This window comes from Actinoplanes sp. NPDC023714 (genome assembly GCF_040639855.1).
Lineage (GTDB): Bacteria > Actinomycetota > Actinomycetes > Mycobacteriales > Micromonosporaceae > Actinoplanes.
This window is the reverse complement of record NZ_JBFAAR010000002.1, coordinates 911,344-929,037: the sequence shown is the minus strand read 5'-3', so window position 1 is coordinate 929,037 and position 17,694 is coordinate 911,344. Positions and strand designations below refer to the sequence as shown.

Sequence of the window (17,694 nt, the reverse complement as noted above, 5' to 3'; positions counted from 1 at the left end):
AGTCTGACGCCATGTCCAATATCTGTGACGTGACAGGCGCGAAGCCGAGCTTCGGCAACGCCGTGTCCCACTCGCACCGCCGCACCCGCCGCCGCTGGAACCCGAACGTGCAGCGCCGCCGCTTCCGCCTCGCCGACGGCCGCACGATCCGGCTCACCGTCAGCACCACCGGGCTGAAGATCATCGACAGGGACGGCATCGACTCGGTCGTGGCCCGCCTGCGCGCCAGGGGAGTGGCGGTCTGATGCGCGACCGGGTGATCAAGCTGCGGAGTACGGCGGGGAGCGGGTACACGTACGTGACCCGGAAGAACCGGCGCACCCACCCGGACCGGCTGGTGCTGCGCAAATACGACCCGGCGGTGCGCCGGCACGTCGAGTTCCGGGAGGACCGCTGATGGCCCGCCGTGGTCTGATCGAGCGCGAGCAGCGCCGGGCCGCCCTCGTGGACCGCTACGCCGAGCGGCGGGCCGGCCTCAAGAAGACGATCGCGGCTCCGGCCACCGGCCCGGCCGAGCGGGAGGCGGCCGTCCGCCGCCTGTCCACCCTGCCGCGCGACTCCAGCCCGAGCCGCCGCCGCAACCGGGATCAGATCGACGGGCGGCCGAGGGGTGTCCTGGCACGGTTCGGACTGTCCCGGGTGCGCTTCCGTGAGTTGGCGCTGCGCGGCGAACTGCCCGGCGTGCGCAAGGCATCTCTCTAGGAATCGAGGAGCGCGTTGAGACGCGCGGCCTGGCGGGTCAGGTGATCACGCTCGGGGGTGGTGGTGGCCCGCCGCGCCGCCTCGGCGTAGAGCCGGGCCGCCGTCGCCGGGTCGCCGTCGCGTTCGTGCAGGTAGGCCGCGGCGGCGGCATGGCGGGGCAGGCCGGCGTCGAGGTCGGCGAGCGCCTTGAGGCCGGCCCGGGCGCCGTCCGCCTCGCCCACGGCGACGGCCCGGTTGAGGCGCACGACCGGGCTGCCGGTGAGTGCCACGAGCTCGTCGTACCACTCGACGATCTGCACCCAGTCGGTCTCCTCGGCCGCCGGCGCGTCCGCGTGCAGCGCCGCGATCGCGGCCTGCGCCTGGAACTCGCCGAGCCGGTCCCGGGCCAGCGCCGCCTGCAGGATCTCCACGCCCTCGGCGATCAGCGCGGTGTCCCACCGCCCGCGGTCCTGCGCCGCGAGCCGGACCAGGCTGCCGCTCTCGTCGGTGCGTGCCCGCCGCCGGGCGTGGTGCAGCAGCATGAGCGCCAGCAACCCGGCCACCTCCGGATGATCGACCGAGGCGGCCAGCTGGCGGGTGAGCCGGATCGCCTCGGCCGCCAGGTCGACGTCGCCGGAGTAGCCCTCGTTGAAGACCAGGTAGAGCACCCGCAGCACGGTCGCGACGTCCCCCGGCTGGTCGAAGCGCACCCCGGACACGGTCCGCTTCGCCCGGCTGATCCGCTGCGCCATGGTCGCCTCGGGCACCAGGTAGGCGTCGGCGATCTGCCGGGTGGTCAGCCCGCCGACCGCCCGGAGCGTCAGCGCCACCGCCGACGCCGGGGTCAGCGACGGATGCGCGCACAGGAAGTACAGCTGCAGCGTGTCGTCGACCGAGGCGGCGGGGCCCGGCGCCGGCTCCTCGGAGACCACGTCCTCGCGCCGGCGGCGGGCCGCGTCGGCACGGGTCGCGTCGAGGTAGCGGCGCCAGGCCACCGTGACGAGCCACCCCAACGGGTCGCGGGGCGGCTCGTCCGGCCACACCCGGACCGCGTCGATCAGCGCGTCCTGCACGGCGTCCTCGGCCGCCGCGAAGCCGGCTCCGCGGCGGACGAGGACACCGATCACGCTCGGGGTGAGCTCGCGGAAGTTCATTCCGTGGCGGTCGGGTGCGCGGTCAGGAACGGCCGGACCTCCAGCCACTCGTGGATCGGCTTGCCGTCCTTGCCGGGCGCCGCGGACAGCTCCCCGGCCAGCTCGACGGCCCGCTCGTACGTCTCCACGTCGATGATCATCCACCCGGCGATGAGGTCCTTCGTCTCGGCGAACGGGCCGTCGGTGACCGGCGGCCGGCCCTCGCCCCCGTACTGCACCCAGGCGCCCTCGGGCGCCAGCGCCTGCCCGTCCACGAACTCGCCGCTGGACTCCAGCTTGGCCGCGAAGTCGTTCATGTACTGGATGTGCGCCGTGATCTCCTCCGGCGTCCACTTCTCCATCGGCACGTCGTTGACCGGAGCCGGCGCGCCACGGTAGTGCTTCAGCAGCAGGTACTTCGGCATGGTGTCTCTCCTCGGTCTGGCGTGACCCATTGTGGCCACATCTACCCCGGGGACGGAGCCCGCCGCCGCGTCTCGACATCCCGCCGACGTTTTCGGCGAACTTTTTTCTAGCGACCCGAGGCGAGCCGCGCGGAGGGGGTGAGGTTGAGGCGGGCGACCGCGTCGCGCAGGTCGGCCGGCCAGAGGAACAGGCGGTACTCCGGGTCGACGGCGAACCAGTCCTCCGGGCCGTGCAGCACCCGGTTGCGCAGGTCGGCGCAGTAGCGTTCGCGCCAGGAGCGCTCGTCGACCTTCAGCGGCTGCCCGTTCACCTTCTTCTTGGTGATGTCGAAGAGCTTCTCCATGGCGCGATACTCGTACGCGAGCAGGGTCTGCGGGTTGGCCCAGATGCCGAGGCCGTCGGCGCGGGCGCCGGACGCCGCCTCGATCAGCAGGGCGAGGTCGTCGGCGGCCGGGATGTCCGGGTAGATGACGAACGGCGCCGCCCAGCCCGCGGTCACCAGGTCGAGGTTGAAGGTGGGCCGCAGCCGCTTCGGAAGCTCCCGGCGTTCCTTCTCGGTGTAGTCCGGCGCGAGGTAGGCGAGCAGCCGGTGGTTGCTGTCGAACGGGCTGTCCGCCACCCGGATGAACATCGACCGGGGCTGTCCGCCCGGCCGGGCCAGGCGCTTGGCGATGTTCTCCTTCGAGAACGCCGAGGCGGCCTGCCCCTGGGAGAACTGCAGCGAGCCGGCCTGCCCGCTGTCCAGCCGGGGCTTCAGGAACTCGCCGAGCTCCGAGGAGATCGGCGCGAGCCCCTTGTGGATCCACTCGGCGAGCTGCGAGAACTCCTCGTCGATCTGCGCGGCCCGGTCCGCGCTGCGCGCCGTCACCTCGGGGGTGTCGACCGAGAGCATCCGGACCGGCATCCGCAGGTTCGGCGTGTCCCCGTCCGTTACATCCAATAGTGGTCGGGTACCCAGGGTCGGCATGCTGGCGCCGGTCGGCGCCCAGAAGACTTGCACAGGCTCGATCATCACGATCCTCCTAGCAGGGATGACGCCAGTGCATCACCTGCTTCGGGCTACGCCTACGGCGTGGAAGAAACCCGACCGTGAAGCGGGTGTGATCAACTAGAGCCACCAGAAGGAGGAAGTCATTCTCACCGTCAACGCCATCGCCGCCCCCTCGGCCACCGAGCCGCTCGTCCGCACCACCGTCGAGCGCCGTGACGTGGGCCCGGCCGATGTCCTCATCGAGATCGCCTACGCCGGCATCTGCCACTCCGACATCCACACGGTGCGCGCCGAGTGGGGCCAGGTGCCCTACCCGCTCACCGTCGGCCACGAGATCGTCGGGCACGTGACCGAGATCGGCAGCGAGGTGACCCGCTACGCCGTCGGCGACCGGGTCGGCGTCGGCTGCATGGTCAACTCGTGCCGGGAGTGTGAGAACTGCAAGGCCGGCCAGGAGCAGTACTGCCTCGCCGGCAACACCGGCACGTACGCCGCCGTCGACCGGGACGGCACGATCACCCAGGGCGGCTACTCCACCCACATCGTCGTCGACCAGGACTTCGTGCTGCGGGTGCCGGAGTCGATCCCGGTCGAGAAGGCGGCGCCGCTGCTCTGCGCCGGCATCACCACCTACTCGCCGCTGGCGCACTGGAACGCCGGCCCCGGCAAGAGGGTCGCCGTCGTCGGCATGGGCGGGCTCGGCCACATGGCCGTCAAGATCGCCGCCGCGATGGGCGCCGATGTGACGGTGCTGTCGCAGACGCTCGGCAAGAAGGAGGACGGCCTCGCCTTCGGCGCGGGCGACTACCACGCCACGAGCGACCCGGCCACGTTCGAGAAGCTGAAGAACAGCTTCGACCTGATCATCAACACGGTCAGCGCCCCGATCGACATGCGCGCCTACCTGGGCCTGCTGCGCCTCGACGGCACGCTGGTCAGCGTCGGCGCCCCGCCGGAGCCGCTGCCCGTGCAGGTCTTCACGCTGTTCAACAACCGCCGCTCGTTCGCCGGCTCCAGCATCGGCGGCATCGCCGAGACCCAGGAGATGCTGGACTTCTGCGCCGAGCGCGGCATCGCCCCCGAGGTGGAGATCATCGACGCCGAGGCGGTGAACGAGGCCTACGAGCGGGTGCTGAAGTCCGACGTCCGCTACCGGTTCGTGATCGACATCGACAGCCTGCGGAAATAGGCAAGTAAGGATCAGACACGGAACTGCGCGACGACGGTCCGCAGTTCCGTGGCTATCCCGGCCAGCTCGTGCGCTGTCGACGTCGCCTCACCCAGCGCCGCCGTCGTGGTCTGCGCGGCCGTCGCGACGCCGTCGATGTTCCCGGCGATCGCCACGGTGCCGCCGGCCGCGTCGCCGACGCTGCGGGCCATCTCCCCGGTCGTGGCGGTCTGCTCCTCCACGGCCGACGCGATGGTGGTCTGGTAGTCGCTGATCCGCGCGATGATCGAGGAGATCTCGCCGATCGCGGCGACCGCCTGCGAGCTGTCCGCCTGGATCGCCTCGACCCGCTGGGCGATGTCCTCGGTGGCCCGCGCCGTCTCCTGGGCCAGATCCTTCACCTCGGAGGCGACGACCGCGAACCCCTTGCCCATCTCGCCGGCGCGAGCGGCCTCGATGGTGGCGTTCAGGGCGAGCAGGTTCGTCTGCTCGGCGATCGCCGTGATCGTCTTGATCACGTTGCCGATCTCCGAGCTCGACGCCCCCAGCTTCGACACCGTCGCGTTGGCGCTGTCCGCCACGCCGACCGCGTCGCTGGCGACCCGGGCCGCCTCGGACGCGTTCGACGCGATCTCCCGGATCGAGACGCCCATCTCCTCGCTGCCCGCAGCGACGCTCTGCACGTTCGTGGAGACGTCGCCGGCCGCCTGCGCGGCCACGCCGGCCTGGGTGGCGGCGTCCTGGGCGGACTGGCCGATCCGGTCGGCGGCCCGGGTGAGGCGTTCGGTGCTGGTGTCCAGGGTCTGCGAGCTGACCGTGAGCCGGCCGACCATGCTGCGCAGGCCCTCGCGGGCGGCGTTCACGGCGACCGCCATGGCGCCGAGCTCGTCCCGCGCGTGCACCTCGGCGCCCACGGTCAGGTCACCCTCGGCCACCGCGCCGAGCGCCGCCGAGACGCTGCGGAGCTGGCGGGCGATCACCCGGGAGACGAAGGTCGCCATGGCGATCGCCAGGACCAGACCGACGATCAACCAGATGATCATCTGGTTGCGGGCGCTCGCATAGGCGTCCCCGGCGTGGGCGGCCATCGCGGCCGACTCGGTGTCCTCGGCCTCCTGGAGTTCCACCACGGCCGCGCGCAGATCGTCCTGCGTCCGCGTCCAGACCGTGCCGAGCTGAGCCGGCGCCGGCATCTCGAATCCGGCGTCCGGCGCCTCCTGGAACAGCGCGTAGTCGCGCAGCTGCCGATAGAAGGCGAAGGTGTCGGCCACCTCGCCGGCCGCCCTCTGCCGGACCGGCGACTCGGTGGAGAGCGCACGGTACCTGTCGATCGCGGCGACGGTGGTGTCGTCGATCGCCGGCAGCAGGTCGCGCTGGGCCTGCTTGGCGTCCGCCGCCACCACCGAGTAGGCGAACAGCACCTGGAAACCGTGCCCGATCGCGCCGCGGATCGTGGCGAGCTCGAGGCTGCTGTCGACGTGGTCGGCCTTCATCGTCTTGATGTCCTCGTTGAGGTCGCTGAGCCGCACGATCGCCAACGCGCCGACGAGCGCGGCGACCAGCGCGCCGCACAGCGCCGCCGCGTAGACCTTGGTGCTCACCTTGAAGTCGGCCAGCGCGCCGGCCAGCCTGTTCCGGCCGGTGGTGACCTCGATCCCGCTTCGCCCGCTCATCGCTACCCCGCGTCTTCCCGGACTGTTCCTCCCTTCCTGTCGGCTAGATCCCGCGACGCCTGAGCGGCGTCGCGAAACCGTCATTTTCCGTCACTCTGGGCGATTGGTCAGGCCTTTGATGTGTACGAGAAGAGGAGCACCCTCTCGACGCAGAGCACCCGGCCGGTGAACCCGCCGGTCACCTCGGTCGACAGGTAGCGGCCGTCGAGCCGGGTCAGCTCGGCGCCGTCCGCGCTCAGCACGATCTCGTCGGGGCCGGCGTACTCGTGCGGCGCCTCGGCCGCCTCGATCCGCAACGTGACGGTGCCCGGGGACGCCGGCACGGTGCCGACCGTCTGCTCCAGGTCGCCGATGCGGGCCACCGCGGCGATCGACGAGCCGTCCGCCACCAGCGCGTACCAGTGCCGGTCGTCGAGGCGGAGCACGAGGCGCGACGGTTCCGGGCCGGGGGAGACGCTCGCCTCGGCGGCCCAGAGCAGGTCGGTCACCCGTACACAGGAGAAGCCGGAACCGGCCGACGCGGCCGGAGTGATCCAGCGCGGATGCGTGACCGCTCGGGTGAAGTCCTCGGCGAACGAACGATCCCGATGGGGGACCGGCCGGTCCGCGACGCCGACCACGTGCCAGCCGTCGCGCCAGGTGACCGGCGCGAGGAACGTCTCCCGGCCGATCACGTGGAAGCCGGGCGTGAACCCGCGCGGGCGCACGCCGAGGTACACCATCCACCAGGAGCCGTCGGCGGCCCGCACGAGATCGCCGTGCCCGGTGTTCTGGACCGGGTGCGTGGTGCTGCGGTGGGTGAGGATCGGGTTGTCCGGACAGGGCTCGAACGGGCCCGACGGCGCCGGTCCGCGCGCGATCGTCACGGTGTGGCCGCGCTCGGTGCCACCCTCGGCGATCATGAGGTACCAGACGCCGTCGATCTCGTAGAGGTGCGGCGCCTCCGGGTGGGCCATACCGGTGCCGGGCCAGACGCCCCGGATGTCGCCGAGCTTCGTGCCGGTGAACGGGTCGATCCGGACCTGCATGATGCCGCCCGGGTCGTGGAAACCCTTGTACGTGAGGTAGCAGTTCCCGCCGGCGTCCCAGGCCAGGTCGGGGTCGATGCCGATCGTCCCGGGCACGAAGACCGGGTCGCTCCACGGCCCGGCCGGGTCGTCGGCGTGCACGATCAGCTGCCCGTCCTCGATCCGGTTCACGATCGTCGTGGTGAGCCAGAACCGGCCGTCGTGGTGGCGCAGCGTCGGCGCGTAGATCCCGGTCGAGGGCGCCACTCCGGCGGGGTCGAACTGCGTGGTCCGGGTGAACACGTTCCCGATCTGCTCCCAGCTCACCAGATCGCGGCTGTGGAAGATCGGCACGCCCGGGAAGTACTCGAAGCTGGAGCAGACGAGGTAGTAGTCCTCGCCGGCCCGGCACACGGACGGGTCGGGGTGGAAACCGGGGATGACCGGCTCGGTATCGATCGCCATGCATCGAGCCTAGGGAGCCGCCGGATCACCGCGGATGGCCCGCCGGTGCCTCACCGCCGCCGGAGCGCTCAAGTTTCGGCGGCCGGGTCGATGGGATCTCCGTGGGAGGATCGGGGTCCGTGCCGCCGTTCCGGCTGACGCGCACCCTCGCCGTGTCCGCCGGCGTCGTCGTGATCTCGGCGATCTGGTTCGCGATCGGCCTGGCCCGCCCCACGCCACCGGCGATCGGCTGGCTCTCGCTGCTGGTCGCGGTGCCGGTTGCCGGGTACATCAGCTGGCGGGCCGCCGCGCGGGGCCGGACGTTCTGGCGGTACATGGCGGTCGGCATCGTGCTGCTCGGCCTCGGCGCCGCCGGGAACGCCCGCGACTACTTCAGCGGCGACGAGCAGGGCCAGCACATCAGCGTGTTCACCTCGGGGGTCTACCTCTCCGGCCTCGTGGTGATGCTGCTCGGCATCCTCCGGATCCGCGGCGCCCGCCGATCCCGGATCGAGTGGATGCGGTTCGGCCTGGACATGGCGACCGTCCTGGTCACCGTGCTGACCTTCGCGTGGCATCTCATCTACCCGCGCTGGGATCAATGGCTGCAGGGCACGGCCGGCGGCGCGATCTCCATCCTCATCGTGGTCGGCGCCGGGGTGATCTGCGCCTTCGCGTTCGTGAAGGTGGCCTTCACCGGCACCGGGCCGATCGACCGGCGCGCCCTGCACCTGCTCGCGCTGACCGGCGCGATCGGGGCCGGCGGCGGGTCGCTGGCTCCGCTGCTCGAATCCCGGCCCTATCTGAACACCGGGCACGTGCTGCTCCCGACCACGTGCTTCTTCCTCGGCATCGCCGCCGACCGCCAGATCCGCGCCACCGTGGCCGGGCCGCCGGCGCCCCGCCCGGCGTCGCGCCGGCTGAGCGTCATGCCGTACACGGCGGTCCTGGCCACCGGGGGCCTGCTGCTGGTCAGCGCGATCGACCACACCCCCGACATCGCGGCCGTGGCCGCCGGCTCGGTGATCGTCACGGTGATCGTGGCGGCCCGCCAGTTCCTCGCCCTGCGCGACAACGCCCGGCTCGTCGCCGACCTCGACTACCGGGCCACCCACGACGCCCTGACCGGGCTGCCGAACCGCACCGTCCTGACCCGGGAGATCACCGCGGCGCTCCGGGACCGGACCGCCGACGTGTACGTCGCCCTGATCGACCTCGACGACTTCAAAGTGATAAACGACGACCTCGGGCACGCCGTCGGCGACGCCCTGCTGCGCGAGGTGGCCGGCCGCGTCGCCGCCGAGCTCCCGGCCGGCAGCACGGTGGCCCGGCTCGGCGGCGACGAGTACGCGATCCTGCTCCGCGGCGGCCACACCCGGGCGCTGGACGCGATCACCGCGAGCCTGCGCCGGCCGGTCCACGCGGCCGGCCACGAACTCGTCGTCGAGGCCAGCGTCGGCCTGGCCCCGGCCCGGGCCGGCGACGACGCCGACGAGCTGCTGCGCCGCGCCGACGTCGCCATGTACGCCGCGAAGGAGCTCGGCAAGGGCCGGCAGGCCGTCTACGACCCGGCCATGGACCAGCGCACCGCCGAGCAGTCCCGGCTCGCCGCCGACCTGCGGACCGCGCTCGACACCGATCAGCTGCACCTGCTCTACCAGCCGATCGTGCAGCTCCCCGGCGGCGAGCTGGCCGGCGTCGAGGCGCTGATCCGCTGGACCCACCCGGAACGCGGCCCGATCGGCCCGGCCACGTTCATCCCGGCCGCCGAGCGCACCGGGCTGATCGTCCCGCTCGGCGCCTGGATCCTGGAACAGGCCGTGCGGCAGGCGATGCGCTGGCGTGCCGAGCTCGGCGACGCGGCCCCGGCGACCGTCTCCGTCAACGTCTCGGCCCGGCAGCTGCGCGAAGCCGGCTTCGCCGCCGAGGTCGACGCGCTGCTGTCGCGGAGCGGGCTGCCCGCGCACGTGCTGACCGTCGAGGTCACCGAGACCGCGGTCTTCGACGGCGGCACCGCCCTGGCCGAGCTGCGCGCCATCGCCGGGATCGGCGTCAACATCGCCCTCGACGACTTCGGCACCGGGCACTCGTCACTCGGCCTGCTGCGGACCTGCCCGGCCGACATCCTCAAGGTGGACAAGTCCTTCGTCGACGACATCACCGAGGGCGGCCAGCAGGCGGTGATCGCCGCCGCGCTCATCGGGATCTGCGACGGCATGCACCTGCGTGCCGTCGCCGAGGGGGTGGAGACCAGCGAGCAGGCGGCCGAGCTGCACCGGCTCGGATACCGGTACGCGCAGGGCTACCACTACGGGCGCCCGATGCCGGCCGAGGAGATCGCGGCCTTCGCTCAGCGGTCCCGCCGGCGGGTCGTCGCCTGACGCCGGCGCGGGGGAGGGGACGGCATCGGCTCCGGGTCGTCGACGGCGCCCGGGCTGGAGAACACCACCGGCGGAATGCCGGGCCGCACCGTGCGTGCCGGAGGTTCGTGATCCTGTTCGTTCATGCGATCACGCTAGCATCGTACGAATGTTCTAGTCCTCGTCGGAGTCCGGCACCGCTCCATCCAGAGCCTTGCGTACGAGGCCCGCGATGGTCTTCTCCGTCGTCGCGGTGAGGGCGGTGAGCGCGAACGAGGTCGCCCACAGGCCGTCCTCCTCGTCGAGTCTCGCCTCGGCCGAGAAGCCGAACGTCGAGTACCGCTCCTTGTCGCCCAGGCCGCTGCGGAAGAAGCAGATCACCTTGCCGTTCCGGGCGTAGGCGGGCGCGCCGTACCACAGCTTCGGCGCCAGTTCCGGGGCCGTCGCGGTGATGAGGGCGTGCAGCCGCCGCGCCGTGGTCCGGTCGGGCTCGGCCATCTCGGCGATCTTCGCGAGGACGCTCTGCTCGTCGGCCGCGGCCTTGGCGGCGCCTCTGCCGCGGCGCGCCTGCGTCTTGAGCTCGGCCGCTCGTTCCTTGATGGCGGCGCGTTCCTCGGCGGACAGGCCGTCGTCGCTGGTGCTCATGGGCGTGCCTTCCGGTCGGGTGAGCACCACGCTAGCCGCCGGCCGGCGTCGCGGCTTCTCGAATCCTGATCGCATCGGGGCCGCCGGGCGGTAAGCACCGCTACCGTCTACGGTCGTAACCATGAGCACGGTGATCGAAGGGCGGGCCACCCGGAACCGGTGGGCCGTCCTGGTGCTGCTGGGCGTGACCGTCTTCGTGGCCATCACGTTCGAGACGCTGCCGATCGGGCTGCTCGGGTCGATCGCGGGCGACCTCGGCACCACCGATCAGGGCGCCGGCCTGCTGATCAGCGTGTACGCCGTGGTCGTGGTGGTCGGCGCGATCCCGCTCAGCGCGCTGGTGGCCCGCTTCGACGCCCGGCGGACGCTGCTCGTCGTACTCGGGATCTTCGCGGTCAGCACCCTGCTCATGGCGCTGGCCCCGGCGCTGCCGGTCGCCCTGGTGGCCCGGCTGCTCGGCGGCCTCGGTCACGCCGTGCTGTTCACCTGCGTCTATCGGGTCGCCCTGTCGGTGCTGCCGCCGGACCGCACCGGCATCGCCGCGGGCGTGGTCAGCGCCGGCAACGCGACGGCCCTGTCGCTGGGGCAGCCGGCCGCGACGGCGCTGGGCGTGGCGACCGTCTGGAGCGTGCCGTTCGCCCTGATCGCCGCGATCTTCACGACCCTGGCCGTGCTGACCGTCGTGCTGGTCCGCGAGCCGTCGCCCACCACGACCGCCCAGGCCACCCTCCGCGCCGCCTGGCGGCCACCGCTCATCCGGGTCGCCGCCACGATCACCGTGCTCGTGCTCGGGCACTTCGTCACCTACAGCTACGTGGAACCGCTGCTGCGCGCCGCCGGCGTCTCCGACCAGGGCGTGAGCGCGGTCCTGCTCGGCTACGGTGCGGCCTGCGTGGTGGGGCTTCTGGTGATCTCACCGTTCTCGGACCGGCGGCCCGCCCTGGCCGTGAAGATCGTGACGGCCCTCGTCCTGCTGGCGTTCCTCGCACTCTGGCTCGGGCGTACCCATGCGGGCTTGATCGTCGCTGCCGTGATCCTCTGGGGCCTCTCGTTCGGCGCGGTGCCGGTCCTGGTCCAGGTGCTCTCCTTCCGCGCCTCCGCCGAAGCCCCGGACGCGGCCCCGCCCGTGGTCAACACGGCCTTCAACATCGGCATCACGCTGGGCGCGGTCGTCGGCGGTCAGATGCTGAGGTTCATCGAGCCGGGCAGCCTGCCGCTCGCCAGCGCCGTCCTCGTCGTGGTCGTCCTGGCCGCGATCCTGCAGCCCCGCTGGCTGCCGCGCGACGACGTCAGGGCGCCTCGGGAATCAGCAGCCGCCGGTTGAAGCCCTCCGCCACCGCCGCGGCGCGGTCGCTCACGCCGAGCTTCGCGTAGATGCTCAGCAGGTGGCTCTTCACTGTCGCCTCGGTGATGAAGAGCCGGGACGCCGCCTCCCGGTTGGTGTTGCCGGCCGCCACCAGCCGCAGCACCTCCAGCTCGCGCCGGCTGAGCAGCTGCGGCGCCGGGGTCCGCACCCGGTTGACCAGGCGCATCGCGACCGAGGGGGAGAGGACCGTCTCGCCCCGGGCCGCCGCCCGCGCGCCGCGCAGCAGATCCTCGCGGGGCGCGTCCTTGAGCAGGTAGCCGGTCGCGCCCGCCTCGATCGCGGGGACCACGTGGGCGTCGTTGTCGTAGGTGGTCAGGACCAGCACCCGGGCCGGGTTGCCGGTCGCGGCCAGCCGGGTGATCGCGGCAAGACCGTCCATGCCGGGCATCCGCAGGTCCATCAGGATCACGTCGGGGCGCAGCGCCTCCGCCATCCGGACCGCCTCGGCGCCGTCGGACGCCTCGCCGAGCACCTCGAAACCGTCCGCCGCCGCGAACATGGCGCTGAGCCCGTCCCGCACGATCGGATGGTCGTCGGCGATGAGAAGCCGGATGCTCACGGAGTTCCCCCGGCCGGCAGCGGTATCCGCGCCGAGATCCCGGTGCCGGCGCCGGGCTCGGTCTCGATCTGCAGCGTGCCGTGGAAGGCCTCGACCCGCTGCCGCATGATGGTAAGGCCGTACCCGCCCTCCCTCCCGGTGCCCGGGTCGAAGCCGGCGCCGTCGTCGATGACGTCCAGCGCCACCTCGTCGTCCAGATAGGAGAGCGTCACGCCGACGCGGGTGGCGTTCGCGTGCTTGGCGACGTTGGCGAGGGCCTCCTGCGCGGTGCGGAGCAGGGCAGACTCGGCGTCCGGGTCGAGCGGCCGCGATGTTCCGGTGGTCTCGACGCGGACCGGCAGGCCGTGCACCGACGACCAGTGCTCGGCCACCTCCCGGACCGCGCCGGCGAGGTGCGCCGAGTCGAGGTGGGCCGGCCGCAGCGCGTCCACCGAGCGGCGGGCCTCGGTGAGGCTGTCCCGGGCGAGCTGCTTCACCGCGGCGAACGGCCGCTCCCACGGCGGCGGCACCTCGAGGCGCTGCTCGGCGGCCTGCATCTGGGCGATGATGCCGGTCAGGCCCTGCGCCACCGTGTCGTGGATCTCCCGGGCCATCCGCTGGCGCTCCTCGAGGATCCCGGCCTCGCGGGCCTGGGCGACGAGCTGGGCCTGCAGCCGGGCCAGCTCGTCCTGGATCACCTCCTCGCGCCGGAGCACCCAGGCCATCAGCGCCATGATGAGGATGTTGAGCACGATGATGATCGCGGTCACGACGTAGCCGGAGACGTCGTCCTTGTCGAACGACGACGACTGCGCGATCCCGGCCACCACCGCGACGCTCGCGATCGCCGGGATCCGCCTCGGCCACGGCAGGTAGGTGAAGGCGTAGATGTAGGCGGCCGTCGTGAAGAACCCGAACGCCGGCGACCGCAGGACCAGGATCAGGGTGAGGACGACCAGGCCGGCGAAGAGGACCAGCGAGCGGCGGTGCCGGAACGGGGTGAACATCGGGATCATCCACACCGCGGTCACGGCGCAGAGCGGGAGGAGCGACGACTGCCCCTCGGCGACCGAGTAGACGGCCAGCAGAGCCAGCAGCCCGTAGGGAAGGGCCGTCACGAGCCACCGCGAAGGATCCACGTCGGTCACCCTAGGCCCATCGGAACCAGCGGATCGCCACGGCCGCGCCGACCACGGCGTACCCGAGAAGGATGAGCAGGGGCTGAGCCGGCGGGAAGTCGCCGGCGTAGGCGTGCTGGAAGGCCTCCATGCCGGCGCCCAGCGGCGTGGCGTGGCTGATGTCGCGCAGCAGCGGCGGCATCGCGCTGATCGGCACCCACAGGCCGGCGAAGAACATCATCGGGAAGTAGAGGATCGTGCCGACCGCGGTGGCCGCGGCGCGTCCCGGCGCGAGGGCGGTGATGAGCAGGCCGATCGCGAGCATGGCGGCCGCCACGAGCAGCCAGGACAGCAGGAAGCTCAGGCCGGAGCCGGGCAGCCCGACGCCGAAGGCGAGCCGGGCCACGGCCAGGAAGAGCACCGCCGCGACGACAGCGATCCCGAGGTTCGCCACGAGCTGGGCGGCCAGCACCCGGGCCGGGCCGACCGGTGTGGTGTGCAGCCGGCGCAGCACGCCGTTCTCGCGGTATCCGGCCAGCACGGTCGGGACGGCGATGAGGGCGAGCATGGCCAGGTTGAAGAGGACGAGCACCGGGACGTAGAGATCGAAGATGGTCACGCCCGGTTCGATCTCCTCGCGCAGGGACGGCACGTTGCCGAGGACGATGAGGAGCAGCAGGGGGAAGCCGACGCCCCAGAGCGGGCCGACCTTGTCCCGGAGGGAGAGGATGGCCTCCATCTTGATCAAGTTCATCGGTTGCCTGCCTTCCGGGTGGTCATTCTCAGGAATGCGTCCTCCAGGGAGCCGTCGCCGGCGAGGTTCTTCGGGGTGTCGACGGTGACCACCCGACCGCGATCGATCAGCGCGAGCCGGTCGCAGAGCCGCTCGGCCTCCTCCATGAAGTGGGTGACCAGCACGATCGTGGTGCCGCGCTCACGGAACCGCCGGATGACCTCCCAGGTGTCCCGGCGGGCCTGCGGGTCGAGGCCGGTCGTGAGCTCGTCGAGGATCGCGACCCGGGGACTGCCGACCAGCGCCAGGGCGATCGACAGGCGCTGCTTCTGGCCGCCGGACAGCTTCGCGTACTTGGTCCGCGCCTTCGCCGTGAGATCGAGGGCGTCCATCAGCTCGCGCCAGTCGGCCGGCGCGTCGTAGAACGAGCTGTAGAGCTCCAGCGCCTCGGCCACCCGGAGCTGCCCCGGCAGCCGGCTCTCCTGCAACTGCACCCCGAGCGTCCTGGTCAGCGCGGCACGCTCTTTCCAAGGATCCAGTCCGTGTACGGCGACCGCACCGTGGTCGGGGGCTCGCAGCCCCGCGACGCACTCGACGGTCGTGGTCTTCCCGGCCCCGTTGCGCCCGAGGATCCCGAAGATCTCCCCCTGCTCGACCGTCAGGGAGACGTCGTCGACGGCGAGCGTGTCGCCGTACCGCTTGCGGATGTTCCGGACTTCGATGACTGCTGGCATGCATCGAGCCTCCCGTGAGCGCCCTCCCGCGGGCAGTCACCGGTGGACGGGCCGGGCGCACCGATCGGCGGGTCGCCGGAACCAGCCGATCGGTGGGTTGCCGGGCCGGTGCTGGTTGTTCAGCAGGAAGCTCAGGCGTTCGCCGGCCAGGCCGGGGATCACCGCGGCCGGGATGTCGTCCTCGTGCTCGAATCCCCCCCGAGGCGGGTACGGTGACCCCCGTGCACATCCCCGGGCTGGGTGAAGTCGCCCCCGACGCCGTCTTCCCGGAGCTGTGGCTTCGCAGCGATCCGGTCCCCGTGCCGGTGCTCGGCGGCAGGCCCTGCCGTTTCATCGTCGAGGGCTACGACGGCGACCGCGCGCCCGAGGACTTCCACGCGGCCGTGCGGACGTTCCTCGCGCTGGACCATGCGGTGCTGGAGGCCGCGATCCCGCACCTCTGGGCCTACTACCGCGACATCACCGACGATGTCCTCGCCGCGGGCGACGACGACTGGTACGTCGAGATCGCCGGCCCCGAGCGCGTCCTCGACCACATCCGGCTGGGCGACGTGCCCGTGGTCACCCGGGACCATCACGCGGATCGTCATGTCTACGTCTCCGTCGAGTGCGCATGCGACTGGGAGGAGGAACACGGCTTGCAGCTGGTCTTTCGCGACGGCGCCGAGGTGACCAAGGTGGGCCCCTACGACGGACACGTCACCAACGCCGGTGCCTACGGCGACCCGAGCCTGCAGGGCGTGGTCTACCGAGTCAAGTGACGCGTCAGCCGCGGATGCCGGCCGGGCGCGGTGTCGGCGACAGGGCGGTCAGCGGCGGATGTCGACCGGTCGGTCAGCGGCGGATGTCGACCGGTCCGGAGTGGGTGGGCAGGCCGGCGTCCAGCCAGGCCTCCATGCCGCCGATCATGTCGGTGGCGCGGTGCAGCCCGAGCGAGCGCAGGCTGGCCGCGGCGAGACTGGAGCTGTATCCCTGACGGCACACGACGATCACCAATTGGTCGTACCCGGTCGCTTCGGGGATGCGATGCGGTGACGCGGGATCGAGCCGCCACTCGAGAACCGTGCGATCGATGATCAGCGCCCCGGGCAGGTCACCCTGCTCACCGCGCTGGACGTCGGTACGCGTGTCGATCAGCAGAGCGCCCCGCGCCGTGGCCTCGAACGCCTCACGCGGTTGCAGCCGCTGCATGCCTGCCCGGGCACGTTCGAGAAGCGCCCGCACCCCGGCCGGCCGGGTGGTCAGTTCCTCGGCGACGTCCATATCTCGATCAAGGTAACAGGGGAGCGCGCCACCCGCAGGTCAGCTCTCCACGACGAGGCGGCGGGCGCGGAGGAGATGGGCCCACCACGGCCGTGGTGACCGTCGCGCGGCTCGCAGTCGTGGGGTGCGCGCCTGCTTGATGCTGATCCAGCCGCCGGGACCCATGGTCACGGTGCCGATGGCCCGGCGCGGGCGCACCGCCACCGCGGTCGCGACGGCTATCGCGGCCACCGCGGCCAGCGTCGCGATCGCCACCGCTGTCGCGTCGATGGCCGGGACGTAGATCGTACGGTCGGAATCTGATCGGAAAGCCCCGATGTCGCGCCGCCCGGCGTGCGCGGTGACCAGGTCGCGTGGCTGGTCGAGGATCGTCGTCATGGCTGCCTCTCTGATCAGGGCCGTCCCGCGCGAGGCAGCTCCTCGCCGGGCCGTGATCGAGGCGCCCACCGGCCGCGGCGGGTCCGTCTTGACGACGGTGGGTCTGGTGGCTCGCCGGCCATCCGTTTCGTCTTCCCCGCCCGCGGCTGGTGGGCGTCTGACTCAAGAATGGCGCGGCGGTGCCGGGCTGCGCAGTGCCGTTGGTCCCGTTCATCTGGTCCTCCGCCTCGGGTGGTGGTTCCATCGTGGCGGAGACGGCATAACAGGGGCATGACAGGGGCCCGACAAGGTCGTCAGTCGCGGACCCGGTCGGTGGAGAAGGCCCTCACCAGGAGAGCCGCGATCGCGACGCCGACCACGGCGATGCCCACCTGCACGCCGATCACCGCCCAGTCGAACGTCCGGCCGGTCACGGTGAAGTGCAGGTCGCTGTGGACGTCCCAGCGGTCCGACGCCCAGGTGCCGGCCACGGCGGCGCCCATGCCGATCAGCACGGTCGGGATGACGCCGATCGCCTGCCTGCCGGGCAGCACGGCCCGTGCCACGACGCCGATCACCGCGCCGAAGACGATCGCCGCGACATAGTCCTGCACGTCCACAATGGTCCTCCTGCCAACAGCCCGGACCGGCGATGCCGGGGTCAAAGACGTTGCCCATGGTGACGCCGGCGTCAAACGTGAAGAGATCGAGTCGAGGGCCTTGACTCCGGGGTCGATGATGGAGGAATGGGCACGGGTGGCTGGGTGATCCTCGAAGCGGGCGCGTTCGCCGCTACCGCGCTGGCGGCCGCGGCGTGGCTGTTCGGCTCGCAGGGCGTGGAGCTGGCCAGCTGGTTCGCCGGGGTGTCGGGGGTGATGGTCCTGCTGGGCGCGTTCGTTCTCGCGCGGGGCACGACGACGCCGCCGGTCGATCCTCCGCGGCCCGGGACCGGGTGGGGGCCCTTCCCGCCGCCGGGACCGGACCGGCCGATATCGGTCCCGCCCGCACCGGCCGGTGGCGCTCCCCGGTGACCGCCGCCTCTGTCGTAGGGTGAGCA

The 17,694-nt window shown here is 72.0% G+C and carries 21 protein-coding genes and 1 pseudogene; 8 read left to right on the top strand and 14 right to left on the bottom strand.

The features are described from left to right. Positions 1 to 11 precede the first annotated feature (11 nt). The 3 genes from rpmB to rpsN are packed head-to-tail and all read left to right on the top strand — an operon-like array spanning position 12 to position 702. Entirely contained in the window at positions 12 to 245 is a 234-nt protein-coding gene (gene rpmB / locus AB0G10_RS12350) for a 50S ribosomal protein L28 (RefSeq protein ID WP_360919128.1), read from the top strand. After that, on the top strand, positions 245 to 397 hold the full coding sequence (gene rpmG / locus AB0G10_RS12345; protein ID WP_360919126.1) for a 50S ribosomal protein L33: 153 nt from the start codon (positions 245 to 247) through the stop codon (positions 395 to 397). The genes rpmB and rpmG overlap by 1 nt, the downstream gene beginning before the upstream one ends. Next, positions 397 to 702 carry a 30S ribosomal protein S14 gene (gene rpsN / locus AB0G10_RS12340; protein ID WP_360919124.1) on the top strand — a complete coding sequence of 102 codons (306 nt, stop codon included), beginning with the start codon at positions 397 to 399 and terminating at the stop codon, positions 700 to 702. The genes rpmG and rpsN overlap by 1 nt, the downstream gene beginning before the upstream one ends. Here the strand turns inward: rpsN and AB0G10_RS12335 are convergent. From AB0G10_RS12335 to AB0G10_RS12325, 3 genes are all read right to left on the bottom strand, one after another. After that, positions 699 to 1,835, bottom strand: a complete 1,137-nt coding sequence (locus AB0G10_RS12335; protein WP_360919122.1) for a DUF6596 domain-containing protein — start codon at positions 1,833 to 1,835, stop codon at positions 699 to 701. The two genes, rpsN and AB0G10_RS12335, sit on opposite strands and share 4 nt — an antisense overlap. Then, on the bottom strand, positions 1,832 to 2,239 hold the full coding sequence (locus tag AB0G10_RS12330) for a YciI family protein (RefSeq protein WP_360919120.1): 408 nt from the start codon (positions 2,237 to 2,239) through the stop codon (positions 1,832 to 1,834). Before AB0G10_RS12330 ends, AB0G10_RS12335 begins: the two co-directional genes overlap by 4 nt. A gap of 107 nt (positions 2,240 to 2,346) precedes the next feature. After that, positions 2,347 to 3,252 carry a nuclease gene (locus AB0G10_RS12325; RefSeq protein WP_360919118.1) on the bottom strand — a complete coding sequence of 302 codons (906 nt, stop codon included), beginning with the start codon at positions 3,250 to 3,252 and terminating at the stop codon, positions 2,347 to 2,349. A 121-nt stretch (positions 3,253 to 3,373) separates the two neighbouring features. Between AB0G10_RS12325 and AB0G10_RS12320 the strand changes: the two genes are divergently transcribed. Further along, positions 3,374 to 4,420 carry an NAD(P)-dependent alcohol dehydrogenase gene (locus AB0G10_RS12320; protein WP_360920721.1) on the top strand — a complete coding sequence of 349 codons (1,047 nt, stop codon included), beginning with the start codon at positions 3,374 to 3,376 and terminating at the stop codon, positions 4,418 to 4,420. Positions 4,421 to 4,431: 11 nt separating this feature from the next. Here AB0G10_RS12320 and AB0G10_RS12315 read toward each other — a convergent pair whose 3' ends face one another. After that, complete coding sequence (locus tag AB0G10_RS12315) at positions 4,432 to 6,072, bottom strand: methyl-accepting chemotaxis protein (RefSeq protein WP_360919116.1); 1,641 nt, start codon at positions 6,070 to 6,072, stop codon at positions 4,432 to 4,434. A gap of 107 nt (positions 6,073 to 6,179) precedes the next feature. After that, entirely contained in the window at positions 6,180 to 7,544 is a 1,365-nt protein-coding gene (locus tag AB0G10_RS12310; protein ID WP_360919114.1) for a family 43 glycosylhydrolase, read from the bottom strand. Between the two features lie 119 nt (positions 7,545 to 7,663). Here AB0G10_RS12310 and AB0G10_RS12305 point away from each other — a divergent pair, with 119 nt between their 5' ends. After that, a complete protein-coding gene (locus AB0G10_RS12305; RefSeq protein WP_360919113.1) occupies positions 7,664 to 9,904 on the top strand; it encodes an EAL domain-containing protein in 2,241 nt (746 codons plus the stop codon). Here the strand turns inward: AB0G10_RS12305 and AB0G10_RS12300 are convergent. Both AB0G10_RS12300 and AB0G10_RS12295 read right to left on the bottom strand, forming a co-directional pair. Next, complete coding sequence (locus tag AB0G10_RS12300) at positions 9,874 to 10,029, bottom strand: hypothetical protein (protein WP_360919111.1); 156 nt, start codon at positions 10,027 to 10,029, stop codon at positions 9,874 to 9,876. The two genes, AB0G10_RS12305 and AB0G10_RS12300, sit on opposite strands and share 31 nt — an antisense overlap. Positions 10,030 to 10,057: 28 nt before the next feature. Continuing rightward, positions 10,058 to 10,528 (bottom strand): DUF1801 domain-containing protein, encoded by a 471-nt coding sequence (locus tag AB0G10_RS12295; RefSeq protein ID WP_360919109.1) that lies wholly within the window; start codon positions 10,526 to 10,528, stop codon positions 10,058 to 10,060. A 121-nt stretch (positions 10,529 to 10,649) separates the two neighbouring features. Here AB0G10_RS12295 and AB0G10_RS12290 point away from each other — a divergent pair, with 121 nt between their 5' ends. Next, positions 10,650 to 11,852 carry an MFS transporter gene (locus AB0G10_RS12290; protein ID WP_360919107.1) on the top strand — a complete coding sequence of 401 codons (1,203 nt, stop codon included), beginning with the start codon at positions 10,650 to 10,652 and terminating at the stop codon, positions 11,850 to 11,852. Here AB0G10_RS12290 and AB0G10_RS12285 read toward each other — a convergent pair. The 4 genes and pseudogenes from AB0G10_RS12285 to AB0G10_RS12270 form a co-directional block, all read right to left on the bottom strand. After that, entirely contained in the window at positions 11,818 to 12,453 is a 636-nt protein-coding gene (locus AB0G10_RS12285) for a response regulator transcription factor (protein WP_360919105.1), read from the bottom strand. The two genes, AB0G10_RS12290 and AB0G10_RS12285, sit on opposite strands and share 35 nt — an antisense overlap. Then, entirely contained in the window at positions 12,450 to 13,571 is a 1,122-nt protein-coding gene (locus tag AB0G10_RS12280; protein WP_360919103.1) for a sensor histidine kinase, read from the bottom strand. Before AB0G10_RS12280 ends, AB0G10_RS12285 begins: the two co-directional genes overlap by 4 nt. A 10-nt stretch (positions 13,572 to 13,581) precedes the next feature. After that, positions 13,582 to 14,304, bottom strand: coding sequence for an ABC transporter permease (locus AB0G10_RS12275; protein WP_360919101.1), 723 nt, complete (start codon positions 14,302 to 14,304; stop codon positions 13,582 to 13,584). Positions 14,305 to 14,375: 71 nt separating this feature from the next. Further along, positions 14,376 to 15,017, bottom strand: a pseudogene (locus AB0G10_RS12270) (ABC transporter ATP-binding protein); the annotation flags it as partial. 221 nt (positions 15,018 to 15,238) lie between these two features. Here AB0G10_RS12270 and AB0G10_RS12265 point away from each other — a divergent pair. Further along, entirely contained in the window at positions 15,239 to 15,778 is a 540-nt protein-coding gene (locus AB0G10_RS12265; protein ID WP_360919099.1) for a hypothetical protein, read from the top strand. A 73-nt stretch (positions 15,779 to 15,851) separates the two neighbouring features. Here the strand turns inward: AB0G10_RS12265 and AB0G10_RS12260 are convergent, their stop codons facing one another. From AB0G10_RS12260 to AB0G10_RS12250, 3 genes are all read right to left on the bottom strand, one after another. Then, on the bottom strand, positions 15,852 to 16,280 hold the full coding sequence (locus AB0G10_RS12260; protein WP_360919098.1) for a rhodanese-like domain-containing protein: 429 nt from the start codon (positions 16,278 to 16,280) through the stop codon (positions 15,852 to 15,854). 39 nt (positions 16,281 to 16,319) lie between these two features. Then, positions 16,320 to 16,658 carry a hypothetical protein gene (locus tag AB0G10_RS12255; RefSeq protein ID WP_360919096.1) on the bottom strand — a complete coding sequence of 113 codons (339 nt, stop codon included), beginning with the start codon at positions 16,656 to 16,658 and terminating at the stop codon, positions 16,320 to 16,322. A 293-nt stretch (positions 16,659 to 16,951) separates the two neighbouring features. Then, complete coding sequence (locus tag AB0G10_RS12250) at positions 16,952 to 17,251, bottom strand: GlsB/YeaQ/YmgE family stress response membrane protein (RefSeq protein ID WP_360919094.1); 300 nt, start codon at positions 17,249 to 17,251, stop codon at positions 16,952 to 16,954. Between the two features lie 132 nt (positions 17,252 to 17,383). On the opposite strand from AB0G10_RS12250, the gene AB0G10_RS12245 reads away from it, so the two are divergent. Beyond that, complete coding sequence (locus tag AB0G10_RS12245; RefSeq protein WP_360919092.1) at positions 17,384 to 17,668, top strand: hypothetical protein; 285 nt, start codon at positions 17,384 to 17,386, stop codon at positions 17,666 to 17,668. Positions 17,669 to 17,694: the final 26 nt, after the last annotated feature.